Origin of the sequence: Streptomyces termitum, from assembly GCF_014650175.1 — a bacterium.
GTDB classification, from domain to species: domain Bacteria; phylum Actinomycetota; class Actinomycetes; order Streptomycetales; family Streptomycetaceae; genus Streptomyces; species Streptomyces termitum.
Window position 1 is genome coordinate 164,057 of sequence record NZ_BMUL01000002.1, and the last position, 19,397, is coordinate 183,453.

The window sequence follows — 19,397 nt, forward strand, 5'->3', positions numbered from 1 at the left end:
ATGGAATTCCTCCAGTACGCCTTCATGCAGCGGGCCCTGCTCGCCGCCGTCCTCGTCGGCGTCACCGCGCCCGCCGTCGGCATCTACCTCGTCCAGCGCCGCCAGGCCCTGATGGGCGACGGCATCGGCCACGTGGCGATGACCGGCGTCGGCCTCGGCTTCCTGCTCAACGCCAGCCCGGTCTGGATGGCGACCCTCGTCGCCGTCGCAGGATCGGTGGCGATGGAGCTGATCAGGGCCTACGGCAGGACCCGCGGCGACATCGCCCTCGCGCTCCTCTTCTACGGCGGCATGGCCGGCGGCGTGCTGCTCATCAACCTCGCGCCGAGCGGCTCCAACGCCAACCTGAGCACGTACCTCTTCGGCTCGCTCTCCACGGTCTCCCCCGCGGACGTCACCGCGATCAGCCTGCTGGCCGCCTTCGTCGTCCTGGTCACCGTCGGCCTGCGGCGGCAGTTCTTCGCCGTCAGCCAGGACGAGGAGTTCGCCCGGGTCACCGGCCTGCCGGTGCGGCTGCTCAACCTGCTCATCGCGGTCACCGCCGCCGTCACCGTCACCGTCGCCATGCGGGTCGTCGGCCTGCTCCTGGTGAGCGCGCTGATGGTGGTGCCGGTCGCCGCCGCCCAGCAGCTGACGAAGTCCTTCCGGGCCACCTTCGTGCTCGCCGTCGCGACGGGCATCACCGTCACCCTGGCCGGCACGGTCACCTCGTACTACCAGGACGTCCCGCCCGGCGCGACGATCGTCCTGTACGCGATCGGCGTCTTCCTCCTCATGGCGCTGCTGGCCGCCCCGCTCGCCCGGCGCCGGGCGCGGGCCGCCGAGGCCGCGGCCCTGGACGGCTGCTCGCCCGTGGTCCCGGCGGGCCGGAAGCCCGCCGACGACGTCAAGGTCTGACCGGCGCACAGGGGGGACTGGCAGAATGGCGGGGGCAACGGATACATCAAGGAGGCCCCCGTGGCGACGGCAGGACCCCCCGTACGCGGCCGATCCACCCGACAGCGCGCCGCCGTGTCGGCCGCGCTGAGCGAGGTGGACGAGTTCCGCAGCGCGCAGGAGCTGCACGACATGCTCAAGCACCGCGGCGACTCCGTCGGCCTGACCACCGTCTACCGCACCCTCCAGTCACTGGCGGACGCGGGCGAGGTCGACGCGCTGCGCACCAGCGACGGCGAGACGGTCTACCGCCGCTGCTCGTCCGGCGACCACCACCACCACCTGGTCTGCCGCGCCTGCGGCAAGGCCGTCGAGGTGGAGGGACCGATGGTGGAGCAGTGGGCCGAGGCGGTCGCCGCCGAGCACGGCTTCGTCAACGTGGCGCACACCGTCGAGATCTTCGGCACCTGCGCGGAGTGCGCGAGCCGCTGAGCGTCCCGCCCGAGCCGTGACCTGACACACGTGGGGCCCGTACCGGAGGAGATCCGGTACGGGCCCCGCCGTGTTCGCGCGCGCCTCACATACGGGTGATGTTGCGGTCCAGCAGGGTGCGGAGCCGGTCGACGTCGGCGGGGTCGGCGAGGCCCCTCTTGGGGAGCGCCGCGAAGCCGACCCGGCCCTTGTCGCCGGAGAGCAGCACGAACTGCGTCGGGGTCTCGACGTACCGCGGCGTCAGCCGCCAGCGGGCCGTCACCTCGCTGACCCCGGTCGTCCAGCGGACCTCCTCCTCGCCGACCTCGGCCCGGTGCTCGCCCTGCCGCTCGACCATCGCGTACACCTGCCGGACGGTGATCCGGGCCGCGACCGGCAGGAGGACCAGGGTGAGCAGGCCGAGCCCGCCCATCAGGACCGCGCCGCCGACGTCCGGCCGGCCGGGCGAGGTCAGCAGCAGCACGACGGCCAGGGCCGCCAGTGCGGAGGCGGCCGGCAGCACCCGCCGCAGCACCCGGAAGGTGCCGTGCCGCAGCTGCACCCGCACCGCGTCGGCGATGTCCTCGCGCGTCGGCGTGTAGACCAGTTCCACCGTCACTCCCCCGCCCCCGGGTCAGCCCTTGTCGAGGACCGCGAGGTCCGCCGGGTCGACCCCGCCGAAGCGGCGGTCGCGCTGGGCGTACTCGACGCAGGCCCGCCACAGGTCGCGGCGGTCGAAGTCGGGCCACAGCACGTCCTGGAAGACCATCTCGGCGTACGCGCTCTGCCAGATCAGGTAGTTCGAGGTGCGCTGCTCGCCGCTGGGCCGCAGGAAGAGGTCCACGTCCGGCATGTCCGGGTAGTAGAGGTACTTCTGGATGGTCTTCTCGGTGATCTTCGCCGGGTCGAGCCGGCCCGCCCTCACGTCCTCCGCCAGCGCCTGCGCGGCGTCCGTCAGCTCCGCGCGGCCGCCGTAGTTCATGCAGAAGTACAGCGTCAGCTTCGTGTTGTCCTTGGTCTGCTCCTGGGCGACCTGGAGCTCCTTCGCCACCGACTTCCACAGCTTCGGCATCCGGCCCACCCAGCGGACCCGGACGCCGAGCGAGTCGAGCTGGTCGCGGGACTTGCGGATGAAGTCGCGGTTGAAGTTCATCAGGAAGCGGACCTCTTCGGGCGAGCGCTTCCAGTTCTCCGTGGAGAAGGCGTACAGCGAGATCGAGCCGACGCCCATCTCGATCGCGCCCTGGAGGACGTCGAGCACCTGCTCGGCGCCGACCTTGTGGCCCTCGGTGCGCGGCAGGCCCCGCTCCTTGGCCCAGCGGCCGTTGCCGTCCATGACGATCGCGACGTGCTCCGGGACCAGCTCCGGCTGGAGCCTCGGCGGGCGGGCGCCGGACGGGTGCGGCTCGGGGGTCGCGTACTCCCGGCGCTGGCGTCCGAGCAGTCGTGCGATGGCCATGGCTGGTGTCTCCTAGCTGTTCTCTACGTAACGCAGGGAGCGCAGGCCGCGCTCCAGGTGCCAGTGCAGATAGGCGGACACGAGCCCGCTGCCCTCCCTGACGTGACGCGGCTCGCACGCGTCCGCAGTCGCCCAGTCGCCGGTGAGCAGCGCGCCGAGCAGGCCGATGGCCTCCGCCGAGGGTACGACGCTTCCGGGCACCCGGCAGTCGCCGCAGACCACTCCGCCCGCCGCGACCGAGAAGAACCGGTTGGGCCCGTCGAGTCCGCACTTGGCGCAGTTGTCGAAGGAGGGGGCGTAGCCGTTCACGGCGAGCGAGCGCAGCAGGAAGGCGTCGAGGATCAGGTGCGGGGCGTGCTCGGCGCGGGCGAGCGTCCGCAGCCCGCCGACGAGCAGCAGGTACTGCTGCACGGCCGGCTCGCCCTCGTGCTCGGTGAACCGCTCCGCCGTCTCCAGCATGGCGGTGCCGGCGGTGTAGCGGGCGTAGTCGGTGACGATGCCGCCGCCGTACGCGGCGATGGTCTCGCTCTGTGTGCACAGCGGCAGCCCGCGGCCCACCAGTTCGCTGCCCCGCGCGAAGAACTGCACGTCCACGTGGGAGAACGGCTCCAACCGCGCCCCGAACTTGGACTTCGTCCGCCGCACCCCCCGCGCCACGGCCCGCACCCGCCCGTGCCCGCGGGTGAGGATCGTGATGATCCGGTCCGCCTCGCCCAGCTTCTGGGTCCGCAGCACGACGCCGTCATCCCGGAACAAACTCATGCCGCCCATTCTCCCCCACCCCTCGGACACCCCTCGGACGCCCCGGGGCCCGTCCCGGACGGAGCCGGGTGCGGGAAGCCGGGTGCGGGAAGCCGGGTGCGAGGGGGTGCGGGCGCCGGGCCCGGGGGGCTCGGGCTCAGGGGCGGAGGGGGTCGCGGGGTGCGGGGGGCCGCGGGAGCCCGGGTTTCAGGGGACCTCGCCGCGGCTGCGGGCGTTGGCGTGGGCCGTGGCGGCGCTGAGCCGCTCCGACGAGGTGGCCTCGCGGACCGCTTCCGGTTCCACGTCCCACTCGCGGCCGCCGCCGAGCGGGCGGAGCTGGACGTAGGGGCCGTCGCAGCCCATGACCCTGGCGACCCGCCCGGTGCGGATCTCCACCACGTACGCCCCGATCTGCAGTGCCATGACCGGCCTCCTCCCCGACGGCCGGGGCCGCCGTGCGGTGTCGCTCTCGAACGGGCCGGCGCGGCGGCGGCGGGCGGGCCGGGACCGCGGACCGGCCGGGAGGGAATCCCTCCGCGCCGGTCCCGCGCTTTTCCGTCCCGCGCGCCGCGCCGCTCCGACTTCCCCGTGGCCGTTCTTCTCCGATGTCTTCCTTCACCAACGTATGCCTTTCTGAATCCATTTCCCGCTTCCCCACTCCCGGGTGGCCGGTGATCCGTAGAATCGGGGCACGCATCAAGGGAGTTCGGCCCGGTCCCGCGCCCTGCGACGGGTCGGGATGTTCGAGCGGATAATTCGATTCGGGGCCGCCGGTACGGGCGTTCGTCCGGCGAAATCCCGTAAATCCGGGGGATTGTCGAACGGCCGTCCCGACGCCTTTCCGGATGCGCGCCCCCTATTCGCCCCGGCGCACACGGGGGCGCGCGGAACGGGCGGACGGGCCGGGTCCGGCGGCCGGGCATGGTGCGGGGCGGGCCGGTGCCCCTACCATCGGCGCGGAAGCGTCTCCCTGTCGCCCGGGGGCGCACCGGGACGCACCGACGGCGGCGGAGGAACGCGGACGATGACCACCCCCCCTTCCCTGGTCCTGCCCGGTGGCGAATCGGTTCTTCGCTTCGCGGGCGGCCCGGTCACCCTGGACCGCAGGGACAAGGCGCACCGCATACCGCTGGAGGCGATCTCCTTCGTCCACGCGGAGGGCCCCTCCCTGGCGATCGTGCTCACCGCCTCGGGCGCGAACGAGCCGACGATCTACCGCGTCGCGGGCGTGGACGAGGCCGCCGCGCTGGCCTTCGCGGAGGCGGTGACCGCCGCCCTGCCCGCGACCCCGGCCCCGGACGGCGCCGCGCTCGTCACGACCAGCCTCCTGGGGGCCCCGGAGCCCCGCCCCGCCCTCTGGCGCCGCCTGTGGCCCCGCAGGACGTCCTCCTGACCCCTCCGCGCTCCCCGGGCCCCCTCCGCCCCCCTTCGGGCGACCCCGCCCCGCCCCCGTACGATCACCTCGACCCCAGCCCACACTTTGAGAAGTCATAAGTTCGCCTTATGGGGGCATAGACCGGGGTCGGGTACCTCTTCGCGCTCCGGGATAATTAGGGTGGCCTAAGTGTCGGCGGCCTCGCCGCCACCCCGTATGCGAAGGGAATCCAGACATGCCCCGCCCCCTCCGGGTCGCGATCGTCGGCGCCGGCCCCGCCGGCATCTACGCCGCCGACGCGCTGCTGAAGTCCGACACCGCCGCCGAGCCGGGCGTGTCCATCGACATCTTCGAGCGGATGCCCGCCCCCTTCGGCCTCATCCGCTACGGCGTCGCCCCCGACCACCCCCGCATCAAGGGCATCATCACCGCCCTGCACCAGGTCCTCGACAAGCCGCAGGTCCGCCTCTTCGGCCATGTGAACTACGGCACCGACGTCCACCTCGACGACCTGCGGTCCTTCTACGACGCGGTGGTCTTCTCCACCGGCGCCATGTTCGACCGCGAGCTGAGGATCCCCGGCGTCGAGCTGGACGGCTCCTTCGGCGCCGCCGACTTCGCCTCCTGGTACGACGGCCACCCGGACGTCCCGCGCACCTGGGACCTGTCCGCCGGGAAGGTCGCCGTCCTCGGCGTCGGCAACGTGGCCCTCGACGTCGCCCGCATCCTCGCCAAGACCGCCGAGGAGCTGCTGCCGACCGAGATCCCGGCCAACGTCCACGAGGGCCTGAAGGCCAACAAGGCCGTCGAGGTCCACGTCTTCGGCCGCCGCGGCCCCGCCCAGGCCAAGTTCAGCCCCATGGAGCTGCGCGAGCTGGACCACTCGCCGAACATCGAGGTCATCGTCAACCCCGAGGACATCGACTACGACGAGGGCTCGATCGCCGAGCGCCGCAAGAACAAGCAGACCGACATGGTCGCCAAGACCCTGGAGAACTGGGCGATCCGCGACGTCGGCGACCGCCCGCACAAGCTCTTCCTGCACTTCTTCGAGTCGCCCGTCGAGATCCTCGGCGAGGACGGCCGGGTCGTCGGCCTGCGCACCGAGCGCACCGAGCTGGACGGCACCGGGAACGTGACGGGCACCGGCCGCACCACCGACTGGGACGTCAGCTCCGTCTACCGCGCCGTCGGCTACCTCTCCGACGAGCTGCCCAAGCTCCCCTGGGACACCGTCAGCGGCACCGTGCCGGACGAGGGCGGCCGCGTGATGGAGGGCGAGGAGCACATGGCCTCCACCTACGTCACCGGCTGGATCCGCCGCGGCCCCGTCGGCCTCATCGGCCACACCAAGGGCGACGCCAACGAGACCGTCGCCAACCTGCTGGCCGACTTCGCCGCCGGCCGGCTCCTCACCCCGTCGCACCCGGAGGAGGACGCCGTCGTCGCCTTCCTGGAGGGCAAGGGCGTCACCTACACGACGTGGGACGGCTGGTACAAGCTGGACGCCGCCGAGAAGGCGCTGGGCGAGTCGCAGGGCCGCGAGCGCGTGAAGCTCGTCGAGCGCGAGGAGATGCTCCGCGCGAGCGGCGCCATCGACTGACCCCGTACGCGGGAAGGGGGCACCCGGCGGGTGCCCCCTTTTTCCGTGCCCGCCCCGTACGGGTGGTGCTCAGCGCACCGTGCGGGCGGACTCCATGAGCCGCAGGACGTCCTCCGGGGCGAGGCCCAGCGCGGTCCCCACGGTGCCGATGACCTCCTGCTCGGCCGGGCTGTACCCGGCGTCGGCCAGGGCGATCCGGGCGGCCTGGAAGAGGATCGCCTCCCGCCCGGCGGCCTCCAGGTGCGGGGTGAGCGGTTCGAGGGCCTCGTGGATCTCGATGGCGAGGAGCGCGCCCTCGGGATTGATCTCGGGCATGAAGCGGCCGGTGTCGGCCTCCAGCGCCTCGACCAGGTCGACGAGCTGGACGGCCGTGCAGTCGGCGTACCCGGCGGAGCGCACCGCGTGCACGGCCCGGTCCAGGACCTCGCGGGAGGCGGTGCCGCCGGCGGCGAGGACCGCGAGGGCGACGGTGTGGACCGCGTCCCGCAGCATCGCGGAGAAGCGGGCGGTGGTGGGCCGCTCCAGCACCTCGGTGCCGAAGCGGCCGTGACACGCGGCGCACTCCACGACGGGCCCGGTGCTGCCCCGGGACAGCAGCGGGACGCCGAGGACGGCGAACCGGCGGCGGCCGGTGCGCCGCCGGTAGTTGCGGTCCCCGCCGCACTCCTCGCAGAAGAACTCGCCGTCGCCGACGGTGTTCCAGGAGGTGCGGACGCCGCACAGCGTCGGCTTCCCCTCACGCGGTTTCCGGGCTGAACGCACGCGCACCTCCTCGACGGTCCGGCTGCACTGCCGGTGCGTGGGCGTGATGTTAGCCACATCGATGATGCGGCGTCAGCACCTCGTCCGTACTTCGCACCGGAGATGGCCGAGACGCGCCACCGGAGTCTCAGGCCCGGCGGCGGCGCTTCGCGAAGGCCAGGAAGCCTCCGCCGAGCAGGACGGCGGCGACGGCGGCGGCGATGACGCCGGGGCCGATGGCCGAACCCGTCGTGGCGAGATCACCCTCCGGGGTGGTGGCGGAGGGGGCGGGGGTCTCCCCGGTCGCGTCCGGGGTGGCACCGGCCGACGGCGTCCCGGAGGGGGCCGTGGAGGGGCTCTCGGAGCCCTCCGGGGTGGGCTCCGAGGGCGGGGTGGTGCCCGGGACGGAGGAGGTGGCCGACGGGGTCGGGGTCGGGGTGTGGCTGGGGACCGGGGTGTCGGTCGGCTTCGGCGTCTCCGGGGTGACGACCGGGCCGGGGGTGGTCTCCTTGGGGAGGCAGCCGGCGAAGGTCATCTGGTGGGTCTCGGCGCCGGGCACGGTGACGAGGTTCTTGGCGATGACGGCGCCGTTGACGTGGCCGGGGCCGACGCCGGGGCCGCCCATGTGGACGGTGGCGCGGGGCGCGAGGATCGTGCCGGGCCAGGAGGTGTAGTTCTTCTTGACCGTGGTGGCCTGGGGGAAGTTCCACAGCAGCTTGGAGCGGATCGTCCGGTAGGCCTGGTCCGGCACGTTGTAGTCGTCGACGACGGGCAGGCCGCCGGAGAGGTTCTTGTAGTACACGCCGTAGGTGGCGTGGGCGTTCATGTCGTACGTGGCGCCGAGCACGTTCACCAGGGTGGAGGCGCCGACCGGCACGTCCAGGGTGATGGCGCGGGCCTTCTGGAGGTCGGCGGCGGCCACGGCGAAGACGTTGAGCTGCTTGTCGGTGCCGGTGAGGAAGATGCCGTCACCGGCGGCGGAGACCGTGCCGTTGGGCTTCTCGCCCGCCCAGCCGGCGGAGAGGGTGCGCAGGCCGGCGAACTCCTTGCCGAAGTCGACCGGGGAGGCGCCCTCGGTGATCGGGCCGTCCACGCCGAAGTTCTTGCCGCCGGAGGCGTTCACGACCTTGCCGGCGATGCCGGTGCCCTTGGTGATGACGACCTGGTTGGCGGAGAGGGTGCCGCCGACGACGAGGCTGTGGCCGCCGGGGAGCTTCCCGAGGTCGCCGGGGGTGAGCTGGTAGCCGACGGAGAAGCCGGAGGGGTGCTTCGGGTCGCCGAAGGTGGCGTCGCCGCCGACCGCGACCGCGCCCTCGGAGTCGGAGTGGCGGACCGAGTCCTGCTCGACGAACTCCGCGTAGAGGCCGGCGGTGCCGAGCGGATTGGCGGCGCACTCCGTGGTGGCGGAAGCGGCGGGGGCCCAGGCGAGGGCGGCTCCGGTCACCGCGAGGACGGTGGCCGCGGCAGCGGTCGTACGCATACGGAACTCCAGGTCAGGGAGTGCGGGGAGGGAAGGCGTGGGGGGCCGAGGGGGGAGTGGTCTGAACCATTCATCACACCTTGATGTGCCGTCAACCCATCCGATAACGCGCTAATCCGTCATCCCTGTACGATCTTCCTTAAGTAAGACTCAAACTGTGATGGGTCTCACACGCAAAAGCGCCCCACCCCCCAGAAAAAGGGGCGGGGCGCCGTGGTGCGGGAGGGTCAGCGCGCGGCGCGGTTGACCGCCGAGATGACCGCCTTCAGGGAGGCGCGGGTGGTGTTGGCGTCGATGCCGATGCCCCACAGGACCCGGCCGTCGATGGCGCACTCGATGTACGAGGCGGCCTGCGCGGAGGCGCCCTCGCTCATGGTGTGCTCCTGGTAGTCCAGCAGGCGGGCGTCCACGCCGATCGACTGCAGGGCGTCGAAGAAGGCGGAGATCGGGCCGTTGCCGGAGCCGGTCAGGACGGTGTCCGCGCCGTCGACGACCGCCTCGACGCGCAGGGTGTCGGTGCCGTCCGTGTCCGAGGTGGACTGGCCGGAACGCAGCTGGACGCGGCCCCAGGCGTTCTCCGGGTTGGGCAGGTACTCGTCCTGGAAGACGGACCAGATCGCGGCCGGGGTGACCTCGCCGCCCTCGGCGTCGGTCTTGGCCTGGATGATCCGGGAGAACTCGATCTGCATCCGGCGGGGCAGGTCCAGCTTGTGGTCGTTCTTCAGGACGTACGCGATGCCGCCCTTGCCGGACTGCGAGTTGACCCGGATGACCGCCTCGTAGGAGCGGCCGACGTCCTTGGGGTCGATGGGCAGGTACGGCACGGCCCACTCGATGTCGTCGACGGTCTTCCCCCGGGCGGCCGCGTCGGCCTCCATGGCGTCGAAGCCCTTCTTGATGGCGTCCTGGTGGGAGCCGGAGAAGGCGGTGTAGACCAGGTCGCCCGCGTAGGGGTGGCGCGGGTGGACCTCCATCTGGTTGCAGTACTCGCTGGTGCGGCGGATCTCGTCGATCTGCGAGAAGTCGATCTGCGGGTCGACGCCCTGGCTGAACAGGTTCATGCCCAGGGTGACCAGGTCGACGTTGCCGGTGCGCTCGCCCTGGCCGAACAGGCAGCCCTCGATGCGGTCGGCGCCGGCCATGATCGCCAGCTCGGCGGCGGCGACGGCGGTGCCCCGGTCGTTGTGCGGGTGGACCGACAGGCAGACGTGCTCGCGGCGGGTCAGGTGGCGGGACATCCACTCGAAGCGGTCCGCGTGGGTGGAGGGCGTCGAACGCTCCACGGTGGCGGGCAGGTTCAGGATGATCTCGCGGCCGGGGCCGGGCTGCCAGACGTCGCAGACCGCCTCGCAGACCTCCAGGGCGAAGTCCAGCTCGGTGTCGGTGAAGATCTCCGGGCTGTACTGGTAGCCGAAGGCGGTCTCCGGGCCCAGCAGCTTCTCGGCGTACTCCATCACCAGGCGGGTGCCGTCGACGGCGATCTGCTTGATGTCGTCCTTGGAGCCGCGGAAGACCACCCGGCGGAAGGTGGGCGCGGTGGCGTTGTACAGGTGGACGGTGGCGCGCTTCGCGCCGACCAGGGACTCCACGGTCCGCTCGATCAGGTCCTCGCGGGCCTGGGTCAGGACGGAGATGGTGACGTCGTCCGGGATCGCGCCCTCTTCGATGATGGAGCGGACGAAGGCGAAGTCGGTCTCGCCGGAGGACGGGAAGCCGACCTCGATCTCCTTGTAGCCCAGGCGTACCAGCAGGTCGAACATCTCCCGCTTGCGGGCGGGGGACATCGGGTCGATCAGGGCCTGGTTGCCGTCGCGCAGGTCGGTGGAGAGCCAGCGGGGCGCCTCGGTGATGCGCCGCTCGGGCCAGGTGCGGTCGGGGATCTCGACGGCCTCGTACGCGCCGTACTTGTGGATCGGCATCCCGGACGGCCGCTGCGCGTGCGTCGCGTTGGTGACGGGCGTCGGACGGCTGACGAACGGGGACTGGGACATGACGTGGGCTCCTCGGCTCCTGAAGGTAGGACGGCCGACTGTCGAACGCAGCACCGAAACCCGCGGGGAGGGGGTCGGCCTACGACTACAGGCCCTCGCCGCGGCAGCTAAGGAGAAGCAGCCCGAAACGCATGATGTGCGTCACCATAGCCCAGGACCGGCGGAGGCGGACGTCCCGTTTCAGTATGCGGGACGGCCGCACAGTCAAGAGCGAAAGGTGACTCATCACTCCATTTCGCCAATCCTCGTCGCAAGCCGTGACACGGCCGTCACAGCCTGCCACATTGCCGTCATGACTCCCTCCTTCTGCACCATCGTGCCGCCCCACCTCCTGGAGCACCTGGCGGCCTCGGAGAACCCCTCCGTCGCGGCGGCCGCCCGCCGCACCCTGCTCGCCGACGCCACCGCCCGCACCGCCCGGACGCGGCCCCGCCCGGACGCTCCCGCCCCCGGCGCCGAGGCGCCCGCCGAGCCCCGCCGCACCATCCACGACGCCCGCAACCGCACCGCCCTGCCCGGCGCGAAGGTCCGCGACGAGGGCGAGGAGCCCGTCGCCGACGCCACCGTCAACCGCGCCTACACCGGCCTGGGCGCCACCTTCGCCCTCTTCCGCGACGCCTTCGGCCGCGACTCGATGGACGGGGCCGGACTGCCGCTGATCGCCTCCGTCCACTACGACGAGAAGTACGGCAACGCCTTCTGGAACGGCGAGCAGATGGTGTTCGGCGACGGCGACGGCGAGATCTTCCTCGACTTCACCCTTCCGGTGGACGTCATCGGCCACGAGCTGGCCCACGGCTTCACCCAGTACACGGCGAACCTGGAGTACTTCAGCCAGTCCGGGGCGCTCAACGAGTCGGTCTCGGACGTCTTCGGCTCCCTGGTGAAGCAGTACGCGCTGGGGCAGAGCGCCGACCAGGCCGACTGGCTGATCGGCGCGGGCCTCTTCCACCCGGACGTGCAGGGCGCCGCGCTGCGCTCGATGAAGGCGCCGGGGACCGCGTACGACGACGACGTCCTCGGCAAGGACCCGCAGCCCGCCCACATGGACGACTACGTGCGCACCGGGCAGGACAACGGCGGGGTGCACATCAACTCGGGCATCCCCAACCACGCCTTCTACCTGGCGGCGACCGAACTGGGCGGCAACGCCTGGGAGCGGGCCGGGCGGATCTGGTACGACGTGCTGACCGGCGGCACCCTCACCCCCGACACCCGCTTCACCGAGTTCGCGGCGGCGACGGTGCGGGCGGCGCGGGCCCGGTACGGCGACGCGGCGGAGATCCAGGCCGTCACCAAGGCGTGGGCGGCCGTGGGCGTGCCCACCGACTGACCCGGCTGGTAGACAGGGCCCATGCGGATTCGAGTGCGGCGCACCGGTGGTTTCGCGGGGATCGAGCGGTCGGCGGAGGTGGAGGCCGACGGGCCCGGCTGGGAGGCGCTGGCCGCCGCCGTCCTCGCCGGGGACGGCGCGGCCGGCCGGGGCGTCCCGGACGGCTTCGCGTACGAGATCACGATCGACGGCCGGACGGTGCGCTGCGCCGACCCCCACCTGACGGAGGCCCAGCGGACCCTGGTCTCCCGGGTCCTGCGGGAGGGCGCCTGACCCCGGGGCGGCCCGGGGCCGGGGCCCGGGGGTCAGAAGCCGAGGCGGCGCAGCTGCTTGGGGTCGCGCTGCCAGTCCTTGGCGACCTTGACGTGCAGGTCGAGGAAGACCGGGGTGCCGAGGAGCGCCTCGATGTGCTTGCGGGACTTCATGCCGACCTCCTTCAGGCGGCTGCCCTTGGGGCCGATGATGATGCCCTTCTGGCTGGGGCGCTCGATGTACACGTTGGCGTGGATGTCGAGCAGCGGCCGGTCGGCGGGGCGGTCCTCGCGCGGGATCATCTCCTCGACGACGACCGCGATGGAGTGCGGCAGCTCGTCGCGGACGCCTTCGAGGGCGGCCTCGCGGATCAGCTCGGCGACCATGACCTGCTCGGGCTCGTCGGTGAGGTCGCCCTCGGGGTAGAGCGGCGGGGACTCCGGCAGCAGCGGGATGAGCAGGTCGGCGACGAGCTGGACCTGCTTGTTGCCGACGGCCGAGACCGGGACGATCTCCGCCCACTCGAAGCCCAGCTCCTTGCCGAGCTGGTCGATCGCGATCAGCTGCTCGGCGAGGGTCTTGGAGTCGACCAGGTCGGTCTTGGTGATGATCGCGACCTTGGGGGTCTTCCGGATCCCGGCGAGCTCCTTGGCGATGAAGCGGTCGCCGGGGCCGAGCTTCTGGTCGGCGGGCAGGCAGAAGCCGATGACGTCGACCTCGGCCCAGGTGGTGCGGACGACGTCGTTGAGCCGCTCGCCGAGGAGGGTGCGCGGCTTGTGGAGGCCGGGGGTGTCCACCAGGATCAGCTGGGCGTCCGGGCGGTGCACGATGCCGCGCACGGTGTGCCGGGTGGTCTGGGGGCGGTTGGAGGTGATCGCCACCTTCTGGCCGACCAGAGCGTTGGTGAGGGTGGACTTGCCCGCGTTGGGGCGCCCGACGAAGCAGGCGAAGCCCGCCCGGTGGGGGGCGGTGTTCTTCTCATCGGTCTCATCACGGCGCACGCTCATGGGGGCCATTGTCCCCGATGAGCGGGCCGGTCACGCACTCAGTGCCCCGGGCGGGTCCGGCGGCGCCGGATCCGCCACCCGGCGAGGGACGCGGCGGCGGCGAGGAGGACCCCGGAGGCGAGCTGCCAGGGCAGGGCGAAGAAGGAGGCGGAGCCGGTCTCCCGGAGGTCCCGGGCGGTGGCCGTGAGGACGACCTCGCCCCAGTCGAGCTGCGGCGATCCGTTCCACCGCTCGGTGAGCCGGATGCTCTGCCGGGGCAGCAGCTCGGAGGGGACCTTGGCGAGGTCGCGCTCCAGCAGGGTGCGGCCGAAGAGCCCCTCGGCGGTGAGGACGACCTTGGGGTCGAGGGTGACGTTGCCCCGGTTGCTGAGGGTGTACGAGACGAGGGTGGTGCCGGTCCGGGTGCCCGGGACGACCGGCCGGTCCTGCTCCAGGGTGACGTCCTCGACGGCGAGCGCGGGCACGGCAGGGCCGCTGACCTTGAGGTAGACGCGGGCGGCGACGGCCCGCTGGACGCCCATGGCGACCGTGCCGCCGCCGGGGGTGACCCGCTCGTCGAGGGCGACGAGGGCGCCGGGGTGGTCCCCCGGGTCGGCGTCGGCGGGGACGGTGAGGGTGAAGGGGACGGTGACGGTGGAGCGCGGCGGGACGGTGACCTCGGTGCGCTCGGGCCGGATCCAGGCACCGGCGCCGGTCCTCGGCTCCTTGAGGGTGCGGACGGCGAAGCCGCCGTCGCGCTCGGTGTTGTAGGCGTCGGCGGCGTAGAGCCGGAAGGTGAGCGGGGCGGCGGTCCTGTTGGCGACGGTGACCGCGTCGCGCAGGGTGGCGCCGGGGTCGGCGGTGAGGAAGAAGTAGGGGCGCTCGCCGAGCCGGGCGGCGGCCGGGTAGACGGCCCACTCCCCGTTGTCGGCGGCGCGGGCGGCGGGGGCCCCGAGGAGCAGCAGGGCGGCGCTCAGGAGGAGGACGTACAGCTTGCGACGCACGGTGCGGTACCCCCGGGTGCGGTGGGAGGGAGTGGGCGCGGGGCGCCGGGGGCCGGCCGGGGGTGCGCCCGGCCGGCCCCCGGCCGCCGTCAGGACAGGGTCAGCGTGAGCACGCCCGCGTAGGAGCCGGGGGCGGTGAAGGCCGGGACGTCCAGCGCGAGCTGGGCGTCGACGGTGAACTCGCCGCCGGTGACCGTGCCGTTCGCCGTGGAGGCGAGGGTGGCGCCGGTGCCGACGGGTCCGGCGGTGCCGGCCGCGCAGGCGCTGGGGCTGCCCTCCTTGGCGACGCAGGCGGGGGTCCAGCTGAGCCGGTCGGCGCCGATGGCGCCGCCGGGGCCCGCGAAGTCGGTGACCTTGCCGGTCAGGGACCAGCCCGCGGGGCCGCCGCGGAAGTCCTTGACCGTCACCGTCTGGAGGGCTCCGGTGGCCGCGCCGCCGGTGCCGAAGTCGACGGCGGAGAGCTGGACGGCGTCGCCGGCCTGGCTCATCGACAGTTCGCCCGCGGTGACGGAGGCGGTGAGCCGCTGGCTGCCCGGCGGGGCCGGGGTGTCGTCGATCACCTGGTACGGGAGGGGGCCCGCGCCCTTCTCGGCGTCCCAGGTGGCGCCCTCGTAGGCGACGATGCCGGTGGTGGCCTTGTCGTTCACCTTGAGCCGGGCGGTGAAGCCGCCCTCGCTGTCGGTGGTGAGGGTCATCCGGTCGGCGGTCTCCGCGCCGCCGGCCCGGCCGACGACGGTCACCTCGGCGAGCGGGGTGAACTTCCCGCCGGTGACGGTGACGCGGGCCCCGGGGGCGCCGGAGGCGGCGCCGAGTTCCAGGGTCCGCGCGTTGGGCTGGGGCTGGTCGTCACCGGCCTGGACCGTCTCGGAGACGGGGGCGGGCGGGTTCAGCACCGTGCAGGGGGTGTCCAGCTCCATGAGGTAGCTGGTGTGGATGTTGTAGTCGCCGGGCGCGAGGGTGATGGCGCCCGCCTGGGAGACGGTGAAGGAGCCCGTCATGGAGAAGCCCGGGAAGGAGCCCTTGCCGGGGACCGGCGGGTTCTTCTTGGGGCCGGTGACGGAGACCGTGCCGGTCTGCGCGCCGCCGAGGACGACCTTGCCGGTCGGGGTCAGGATGTCGGCCGGGAGGGCGAGGTCCACCGGGTTCGACGCGGCGGGCCGGGTGACCGAGTAGGTCACCTTGACCGTGTCGCCGACCTTCGGGTTCGCGTTGTCGACCGAGACCACGGCGGTGGTGGTGCCCTCGATGGGCGGGATGCCGGCGATCGGCGGCGGGACGCAGCGGGTGGCGAAGTCCACCGACTGCGCGGAGCCGAGCGCGGTCGCCGGGGCGGCGAGCGCGCCGCCCGCCGCGGCCACGAGGGCGGTGGCGCCGAGGACGGCGGTCCAGCGCCGTCTTCGGGTCGCCGCCCGGGTACGGGTGAGTGCCATGGGTGCCCCTCCTGAGGGTCGGGAGGGCGCCATTGACGGCTGGTGGCCGAAAGAAGTCAAGGGAGACGGACCCCATCGACTGATGGGCCATCAGATAATGGCAGGATCGGCCGATGTGCCGACTTCTCCGGAATGCCGGCGGGCACGGCGAGGACCGGTGCCGCCCCAGGCGGCACCGGTCGACGGGTGGTGCGGGGATCAGCTGATGACGAACGACCCCGGCGACTGCGAGGTCACCGCGTCGCAGTTCACCGTGACGCCGAAGATCACCAGCTTGAGCGCGGTGCCGGCGAAGTACGAGTTGAGCTTGTCGCCGGCCACCACGGGCGTGGCGGTGAGCGGGCCGAGCTTCGCGGTGCCGCCGGCCGGGATCGCCGGGTTCTTCTTGCCGGTGAAGACCCGGTTGGGACCGGTCGAGTTGGCCAGGGTCAGCGAGGAGGTGATGCTGTCCGCGCCGACCGCGATCGGCGTGGTCACCGGGGCCGTGATGGTCACCTGGGCGGTGGTGCCCGAGTGGGTCATGACGAGCGTGGCGACACCGCCGCCCCAGCTCCCGCAGTCGTACGTGGCCGTCGCCGTGCCCGGCGAGACGGCCGCGGCGGCGGTGGGGGCGAAGGCGAGGGACGCGGTGGCGATTCCTGCGGCGAGCGCGCCGGCCGCTCCCAGAGTGCTTCTTCTCATGACGGGTTCGTACCCCTTCCGATGACGAACGCAGGGGTGCGGGCACTGCGTGGAGTGGCGCAGATCTGACGGTCCGTCGGACCGCCCGGGCCTATTGACGCGCAGACCGCATGGGAAGGCAAGAGAAGGCACGGAGATCCTTCACAAACGCGCAAGGGCCCGGCCGCGGCCGGACCCCCTCCACCGCCGGGCGGCGCTCAGCCCGCGGTGACCGCCGCGCGCAGCACCCCGTCCGGACCCGCGAGCAGCACCGGGGTCTCCGGCCCGCCCAGGTCCCGTACGGCCGCGCGGTCCTCGGCCGACGCCTCCCCGGCGGCGGAGACCACGGCCGCCGCCTCCAGCGACCGCGCGCCGCTCGCCACGGCCATCGCCACGGCGGTGCGCAGCGCGCTCAGCCGCAGCGACTCCAGCTCCACCGTGCCCGCCACATAGGTGCGGCCGGTCTCGTCGCGCACGGCCGCGCCCTCGGCCACGCCGTTGCGGGCACGGGCGCTGCGCGCCAGCGTGATGATCTTGAGGTCCTCGGCGCCGAGGTCGCCGTGCTCACTGCTGAGTGTCATGCACCGAGCATAGGTCGGGGCGGCGGCTCAGCCCGCCAGCGGGTGCATCGCCCCGCGCCGCCCCTCCGGCGACACCAGCCACTCCAGCTTCCGCGCCGTGTCCGCCTCCGGCAGCGGGGTGTGCAGCACGATCACCAGGTCCGGCCGGGCCGGCACCCGCAGCTGGGTGGCCTCCACCACCAGCAGCCCCGCCAGCGGATGGTCGATCTCCTTGCGGTTCTGGCCGCCCGGCCGGACGTCCCGCCGCTCCCACAGCGCGGCGAACTCCGCGCTGGCCGCCTTCGCCTCCTCGACCACCGCCCGGAAGCCGTCGTCGTCCGGGCACTCCGAACAGGCCGACCGGAACTGCGCCACGACCTTCGGCGCCAACTCCTCCCAGCCCGGCATCCGCGCCCGGTACCGCTCGTCGGTGAAGAAGTCGATCAGACAGTTCCGGGTCGTGTCCGACCGCATCCCGAGCACGGCCGCCGCCGCGTCGTTGTACATCACCGCGTTCCAGTACACGTCCATGATGTGCGCCGGGAAGGGCATCCACGCGTCGATCAGCCGCCGCAGCCCCTGGCACATGTCCCGGTCCTCCGGCGCCGGCTCCAGCGCCGGCGGGTTCAGCCCCGCCAGGACGTACAGGTGGCGGCGCTCGGCCGGGCTCAGCCGCAGCACCCGCGCCACCGAGTCCAGCACCTGCGGGGAGACCGTGATGTCCCGCCCCTGCTCCAGCCACTGGTACCAGCTCACCCCGACCCCGGCGAGCACCGCGACCTCCTCGCGGCGCAGCCCCGGCGTCCGCCGCCGGCCGCCGTCCGGCAGCCCCGCCTCGGCCGGCGTGACCCTGGCCCGCCGGCTCCTCAGGAACTCCCGCAGCTCGGCCAGCCGGTGCCGCTTGGCCGGATCGCCCTCCACCGCTGTCGCCACGTCTGCTTCCTCCCCCTGGACGCCTGGTGGTACGGGCAACAGGATAAGTTCCCGCTCCCCGCGCCCGGCCCCGCCCGCCGAGGGTGGGGCCATGACAACGCTCACCCCCGCCCGCGACACGGCCCCCGGCCGGACCGCTCCCCCGGCCCTCACCGGCCGCGCCCGGCTCGTCCTCCTCGTGCTGTGCGCCGCCCAGTTCATGGTCTCGCTGGACTTCTCCGTCCTGAACGTCGCCCTGCCCGCGCTCGGCACCGACCTCGGCCTCGGCCCCTCCGCCCTCCCCTGGGCGGTCACCGCCTTCGCCCTGCCGTCCGGCGGCTTCCTGCTCCTCTTCGGCCGGGTCGGCGACCTCCACGGCCGCAAGCGCCTCTTCCTCGCCGGCCTGGCCGTCTTCGGCGCCGCCTCCCTGCTCGCCGCCCTCGCCTGGAACCCGGCCTCCTTCCTCGCCGGCCGCGCCCTCCAGGGCCTCGGCGCCGCCGCGATCGTGCCCACCGGCATGTCCCTGCTCACCACCACCTTCCCCGAGGGCCCGCAGCGCGACCGGGCACTCGGCATCTCCGGCACCCTGCTGTCGCTCGGCTTCACCGTCGGCATGGTCCTCGGCGGCGTCATGACCGACACCCTCGGCTGGCGCTCCACCATGGGCCTGCTCGCCCTCTTCGCCGCGCTGGTGCTGCCCTTCGCGCCCCGGCTGCTCACCGAGTCCCGCTCCCCCGCCCCCGAGCGGCCCCGGCTCGACGTGCCCGGCGCGGTGACCGTCACCGGCGGCCTGCTGGCCCTCATCTACGCCCTGTCCACGGCCGCCGAGCGCGGCTTCGCCGGCACCGACGTCCGGGCCGCCCTGACCGCCGGGATCGTGCTGCTCGCCGCCTTCGCGGTGGTGGAGTCCCGCAGCGCCGCCCCGCTGGTGTCGCTGCCGATGCTGCGGCGGCGGACCGTCGCCTTCGGGAACCTGGGCGGCCTCGTCACCTTCTCGATGATGTCGACGCTCGTCTTCGCGCTGACCCTCTACCTCCAGGAGACCCTCGGCCTGTCCGGCTTCGCCACCGGCCTGGTCTTCGGCGTCCAGGGCCTCCTGTCGGTCCTCGCCGGGACCCTCGCGCCCCGCCTGATCGGCCGCTTCGGCGCCCGCCGCGCCCTGGCCGCCGGGCTCGCCGGGCAGGGCCTGTGCGGCACCGCCCTGCTGGGCGTCGGCCCGTCCTCGGGCGCGCTCCTGGCCACCGTCGCCGTCTCGATCGCCTCCATGTTCCACCTGGTCGCGATCGTCTCGTACGGCGTGACCGTCACCTCCGGCGTCCCCGACGCGGACCAGGGCCTGGCGACCGGCCTGGTCACCACCACCCAGCAGGTCGGCCTGACCGTCGGCATCCCGCTGCTCGGCACCCTCGCCACCACCGGCGGCGACCTGTACGAGGGGGTGCGCACGGTCGTCGTCCTGGACGCGGCGATCGTGCTGGGCGCGGCGGTCCTGGTCGCCCTGGGCCTGCGGAAGCGGACCTGAG

At 73.1% G+C, this 19,397-nt stretch carries 20 protein-coding genes; 7 read left to right on the top strand and 13 right to left on the bottom strand.

Going from position 1 to position 19,397, the window contains the following annotated elements:
* Together IE219_RS04120 and IE219_RS04125 are read left to right on the top strand one after the other, a co-directional pair.
* Positions 1 to 897: a metal ABC transporter permease gene (locus IE219_RS04120; protein ID WP_189975128.1), complete on the top strand. Its 897-nt coding sequence runs from the start codon at positions 1 to 3 to the stop codon at positions 895 to 897.
* A 60-nt stretch (positions 898 to 957) separates the two neighbouring features.
* Positions 958 to 1,368 (top strand): Fur family transcriptional regulator, encoded by a 411-nt coding sequence (locus IE219_RS04125; RefSeq protein WP_189975129.1) that lies wholly within the window; start codon positions 958 to 960, stop codon positions 1,366 to 1,368.
* A gap of 85 nt (positions 1,369 to 1,453) precedes the next feature.
* Here the strand turns inward: IE219_RS04125 and IE219_RS04130 are convergent, their stop codons facing one another.
* The 4 genes from IE219_RS04130 to IE219_RS04145 form a co-directional block, all read right to left on the bottom strand.
* The gene (locus IE219_RS04130) at positions 1,454 to 1,960 is read right to left on the bottom strand and encodes a YcxB family protein (RefSeq protein ID WP_189975130.1); all 507 of its coding nucleotides are present in this window, start codon (positions 1,958 to 1,960) and stop codon (positions 1,454 to 1,456) included.
* A gap of 21 nt (positions 1,961 to 1,981) precedes the next feature.
* Positions 1,982 to 2,806: an isoprenyl transferase gene (locus IE219_RS04135; protein ID WP_189975131.1), complete on the bottom strand. Its 825-nt coding sequence runs from the start codon at positions 2,804 to 2,806 to the stop codon at positions 1,982 to 1,984.
* Between the two features lie 12 nt (positions 2,807 to 2,818).
* On the bottom strand, positions 2,819 to 3,568 hold the full coding sequence (gene recO / locus IE219_RS04140) for a DNA repair protein RecO (RefSeq protein WP_189975132.1): 750 nt from the start codon (positions 3,566 to 3,568) through the stop codon (positions 2,819 to 2,821).
* A 186-nt stretch (positions 3,569 to 3,754) separates the two neighbouring features.
* The gene (locus IE219_RS04145; protein WP_189975133.1) at positions 3,755 to 3,970 is read right to left on the bottom strand and encodes a hypothetical protein; all 216 of its coding nucleotides are present in this window, start codon (positions 3,968 to 3,970) and stop codon (positions 3,755 to 3,757) included.
* Positions 3,971 to 4,571: 601 nt separating this feature from the next.
* Here IE219_RS04145 and IE219_RS04150 point away from each other — a divergent pair.
* Positions 4,572 to 4,940 (top strand): hypothetical protein, encoded by a 369-nt coding sequence (locus tag IE219_RS04150; protein WP_189975134.1) that lies wholly within the window; start codon positions 4,572 to 4,574, stop codon positions 4,938 to 4,940.
* Positions 4,941 to 5,157: 217 nt separating this feature from the next.
* Positions 5,158 to 6,525: an FAD-dependent oxidoreductase gene (locus IE219_RS04155; RefSeq protein WP_189975135.1), complete on the top strand. Its 1,368-nt coding sequence runs from the start codon at positions 5,158 to 5,160 to the stop codon at positions 6,523 to 6,525.
* Between the two features lie 69 nt (positions 6,526 to 6,594).
* On the opposite strand, the gene IE219_RS04160 is transcribed toward IE219_RS04155, so the two are convergent.
* The 3 genes from IE219_RS04160 to leuA all read right to left on the bottom strand — a co-directional run bounded on the left by IE219_RS04160 (position 6,595) and on the right by leuA (position 10,737).
* On the bottom strand, positions 6,595 to 7,287 hold the full coding sequence (locus IE219_RS04160; protein WP_189975136.1) for a TerB family tellurite resistance protein: 693 nt from the start codon (positions 7,285 to 7,287) through the stop codon (positions 6,595 to 6,597).
* A 127-nt stretch (positions 7,288 to 7,414) separates the two neighbouring features.
* The gene (locus IE219_RS04165) at positions 7,415 to 8,746 is read right to left on the bottom strand and encodes a choice-of-anchor A family protein (RefSeq protein WP_189975137.1); all 1,332 of its coding nucleotides are present in this window, start codon (positions 8,744 to 8,746) and stop codon (positions 7,415 to 7,417) included.
* 227 nt (positions 8,747 to 8,973) lie between these two features.
* Positions 8,974 to 10,737, bottom strand: a complete 1,764-nt coding sequence (gene leuA, locus IE219_RS04170) for a 2-isopropylmalate synthase (RefSeq protein ID WP_189975138.1) — start codon at positions 10,735 to 10,737, stop codon at positions 8,974 to 8,976.
* 292 nt (positions 10,738 to 11,029) lie between these two features.
* Here leuA and IE219_RS04175 point away from each other — a divergent pair, with 292 nt between their 5' ends.
* Together IE219_RS04175 and IE219_RS04180 are read left to right on the top strand one after the other, a co-directional pair.
* Positions 11,030 to 12,070, top strand: coding sequence for a M4 family metallopeptidase (locus IE219_RS04175; RefSeq protein ID WP_189975139.1), 1,041 nt, complete (start codon positions 11,030 to 11,032; stop codon positions 12,068 to 12,070).
* A gap of 21 nt (positions 12,071 to 12,091) precedes the next feature.
* Positions 12,092 to 12,343, top strand: a complete 252-nt coding sequence (locus IE219_RS04180; RefSeq protein ID WP_189975140.1) for a protealysin inhibitor emfourin — start codon at positions 12,092 to 12,094, stop codon at positions 12,341 to 12,343.
* 32 nt (positions 12,344 to 12,375) lie between these two features.
* On the opposite strand, the gene era is transcribed toward IE219_RS04180, so the two are convergent.
* From era to IE219_RS04210, 6 genes are all read right to left on the bottom strand, one after another.
* Positions 12,376 to 13,338, bottom strand: coding sequence for a GTPase Era (era, locus tag IE219_RS04185; RefSeq protein WP_189975141.1), 963 nt, complete (start codon positions 13,336 to 13,338; stop codon positions 12,376 to 12,378).
* Between the two features lie 29 nt (positions 13,339 to 13,367).
* Positions 13,368 to 14,312, bottom strand: coding sequence for a WxL protein peptidoglycan domain-containing protein (locus tag IE219_RS04190; RefSeq protein ID WP_189975142.1), 945 nt, complete (start codon positions 14,310 to 14,312; stop codon positions 13,368 to 13,370).
* An 89-nt stretch (positions 14,313 to 14,401) separates the two neighbouring features.
* Positions 14,402 to 15,742: a beta-xylosidase gene (locus IE219_RS04195; protein ID WP_189975143.1), complete on the bottom strand. Its 1,341-nt coding sequence runs from the start codon at positions 15,740 to 15,742 to the stop codon at positions 14,402 to 14,404.
* A gap of 198 nt (positions 15,743 to 15,940) precedes the next feature.
* Complete coding sequence (locus IE219_RS04200) at positions 15,941 to 16,423, bottom strand: hypothetical protein (RefSeq protein ID WP_189975144.1); 483 nt, start codon at positions 16,421 to 16,423, stop codon at positions 15,941 to 15,943.
* Between the two features lie 197 nt (positions 16,424 to 16,620).
* Positions 16,621 to 16,983, bottom strand: coding sequence for a cytidine deaminase-like protein (locus tag IE219_RS04205; RefSeq protein WP_189975145.1), 363 nt, complete (start codon positions 16,981 to 16,983; stop codon positions 16,621 to 16,623).
* Between the two features lie 27 nt (positions 16,984 to 17,010).
* A complete protein-coding gene (locus IE219_RS04210) occupies positions 17,011 to 17,895 on the bottom strand; it encodes a helix-turn-helix transcriptional regulator (RefSeq protein ID WP_229849579.1) in 885 nt (294 codons plus the stop codon).
* A 91-nt stretch (positions 17,896 to 17,986) separates the two neighbouring features.
* Between IE219_RS04210 and IE219_RS04215 the strand changes: the two genes are divergently transcribed.
* Positions 17,987 to 19,396, top strand: coding sequence for an MFS transporter (locus tag IE219_RS04215; protein ID WP_189975147.1), 1,410 nt, complete (start codon positions 17,987 to 17,989; stop codon positions 19,394 to 19,396).
* Position 19,397: the final 1 nt, after the last annotated feature.

Coding starts and splice junctions, on each gene's coding strand:
- IE219_RS04120 (WP_189975128.1), top strand. CDS start 1: ATGGAATTCCTCCAGTACGCCTTCATGCAGCGGGCCCTGCTCGCCGCC.
- IE219_RS04135 (WP_189975131.1), bottom strand. CDS start 2,806: ATGGCCATCGCACGACTGCTCGGACGCCAGCGCCGGGAGTACGCGACC.
- recO (WP_189975132.1), bottom strand. CDS start 3,568: ATGAGTTTGTTCCGGGATGACGGCGTCGTGCTGCGGACCCAGAAGCTG.
- IE219_RS04145 (WP_189975133.1), bottom strand. CDS start 3,970: ATGGCACTGCAGATCGGGGCGTACGTGGTGGAGATCCGCACCGGGCGG.
- IE219_RS04150 (WP_189975134.1), top strand. CDS start 4,572: ATGACCACCCCCCCTTCCCTGGTCCTGCCCGGTGGCGAATCGGTTCTT.
- IE219_RS04155 (WP_189975135.1), top strand. CDS start 5,158: ATGCCCCGCCCCCTCCGGGTCGCGATCGTCGGCGCCGGCCCCGCCGGC.
- IE219_RS04165 (WP_189975137.1), bottom strand. CDS start 8,746: ATGCGTACGACCGCTGCCGCGGCCACCGTCCTCGCGGTGACCGGAGCC.
- leuA (WP_189975138.1), bottom strand. CDS start 10,737: ATGTCCCAGTCCCCGTTCGTCAGCCGTCCGACGCCCGTCACCAACGCG.
- IE219_RS04175 (WP_189975139.1), top strand. CDS start 11,030: ATGACTCCCTCCTTCTGCACCATCGTGCCGCCCCACCTCCTGGAGCAC.
- IE219_RS04180 (WP_189975140.1), top strand. CDS start 12,092: ATGCGGATTCGAGTGCGGCGCACCGGTGGTTTCGCGGGGATCGAGCGG.
- era (WP_189975141.1), bottom strand. CDS start 13,338: ATGGCCCCCATGAGCGTGCGCCGTGATGAGACCGATGAGAAGAACACC.
- IE219_RS04195 (WP_189975143.1), bottom strand. CDS start 15,742: ATGGCACTCACCCGTACCCGGGCGGCGACCCGAAGACGGCGCTGGACC.
- IE219_RS04200 (WP_189975144.1), bottom strand. CDS start 16,423: ATGAGAAGAAGCACTCTGGGAGCGGCCGGCGCGCTCGCCGCAGGAATC.
- IE219_RS04205 (WP_189975145.1), bottom strand. CDS start 16,983: ATGACACTCAGCAGTGAGCACGGCGACCTCGGCGCCGAGGACCTCAAG.
- IE219_RS04215 (WP_189975147.1), top strand. CDS start 17,987: ATGACAACGCTCACCCCCGCCCGCGACACGGCCCCCGGCCGGACCGCT.